Annotated in this window: 2 protein-coding genes and 1 pseudogene; 2 read left to right on the plus strand and 1 reads right to left on the minus strand. The window is 65.7% G+C overall.

The window, feature by feature from the left end; genetic code table 11:
* Both EOC06_RS43255 and rpsI read left to right on the plus strand, forming a co-directional pair.
* Nucleotides 1–227: uL13 family ribosomal protein (locus tag EOC06_RS43255; RefSeq protein WP_245469934.1), on the plus strand; the 227-nt coding region annotated here is incomplete at its 5' end.
* Between the two features lies 1 nt (nt 228).
* Nucleotides 229–711: a 30S ribosomal protein S9 gene (rpsI, locus tag EOC06_RS22980; RefSeq protein WP_023810272.1), complete on the plus strand. Its 483-nt coding sequence runs from the start codon at nt 229–231 to the stop codon at nt 709–711.
* Between the two features lie 197 nt (nt 712–908).
* On the opposite strand, the pseudogene EOC06_RS43260 reads toward rpsI, so the two are convergent.
* Nucleotides 909–1,153, minus strand: a pseudogene (locus EOC06_RS43260) (LysR family transcriptional regulator); the annotation flags it as partial.

The following is a 1,153-nucleotide window of genomic DNA, read 5'->3' on the forward strand; positions in this document are numbered from 1 at the left end:
ACCCAGGCGGCATCAAGGAGCGCACCGCGCGCCAGCTGCTCGAGGGTCGTTTCCCCGAGCGTGTCGTCGAGAAGGCCGTTGAGCGCATGGTCCCACGTGGCCCGCTCGGTCGTCGCCAGATGAAGAACCTGCGCGTCTATGCAGGTGCCGAGCATCCGCATGTCGCACAGCAGCCCGTCGTGCTCGACGTGGCCAAGCTGAACGCCAAGAACAAGAAGGTCGCATAAGATGGCTGAGCTTTCCTCGCTCGCAGAACTGGGCGCCGCCACCGGCAACACCAATACCCAGCCGGCAGCCCCCGTCCACGTCCAGAAGCTCGACAAGTCGGGCCGCGCCTATGCCACCGGCAAGCGCAAGAACGCCATTGCGCGCGTCTGGGTGAAGCCGGGTTCCGGCAAGATCATCGTCAACGACAAGGAATTCGCGACCTATTTCGCGCGTCCGGTCCTGCAGATGATCCTCAACCAGCCGATCATCGCCTCCAACCGCGCCGGCCAGTACGACATCGTCGCGACCGTTGTCGGCGGCGGTCTCTCCGGCCAGGCTGGCGCCGTGCGTCACGGCATCTCCAAGGCGCTGACCTATTACGAGCCGACGCTGCGTGCCGTGCTCAAGAAGGGCGGCTTCCTGACCCGCGACAGCCGCGTCGTCGAGCGCAAGAAGTACGGCAAGGCGAAAGCCCGTCGTTCGTTCCAGTTCTCGAAGCGCTAAGCACTTCGCAGCTTCAGACAATCGAAAAGGCCGCCTCCCGGGCGGCCTTTTTGTTTGCGGCTCGGCAGTCACCCCACCCGCGCCTGCGGCGCGACCTCCCCATTAAGGGGAGGTAGAAGAGCGCGACGCCCTACCTCCCCTCGATGGGGAGGTCGGCGCGTAGCGCCGGGTGGGGTGAAGGCGCCGGCATAAACAGGTCAGGCCTTGCCGCCCTTGATATAGTCGATGAACGCCCGCAGCGGGGCCGGCACCAGCCGCCGGCCGGGATAATAGAGGAACGGTCCGGGAAAACTCGGCCACCACGGTTCGAGAATGGGCTCAAGCGCGCCGCTTTCGAAGTAAGGGCGAAGCCAGCCCTCGAAGAGGCCGATGATGCCGGTGCCGGCGATGGCCGCATCGACGGCAAGATCGGTCGCGCCGCCGATCCGCACGATCAGCGGCC

The organism is Mesorhizobium sp. M7A.F.Ca.MR.362.00.0.0 (assembly GCF_004023175.1).
Taxonomy (GTDB): domain Bacteria; phylum Pseudomonadota; class Alphaproteobacteria; order Rhizobiales; family Rhizobiaceae; genus Mesorhizobium.

What these genes read in the sequence shown, in the direction of transcription:
- rpsI (WP_023810272.1), top strand. Translation starts at nt 229, where the DNA reads ATGGCTGAGCTTTCCTCGCTCGCAGAACTGGGCGCCGCCACCGGCAAC.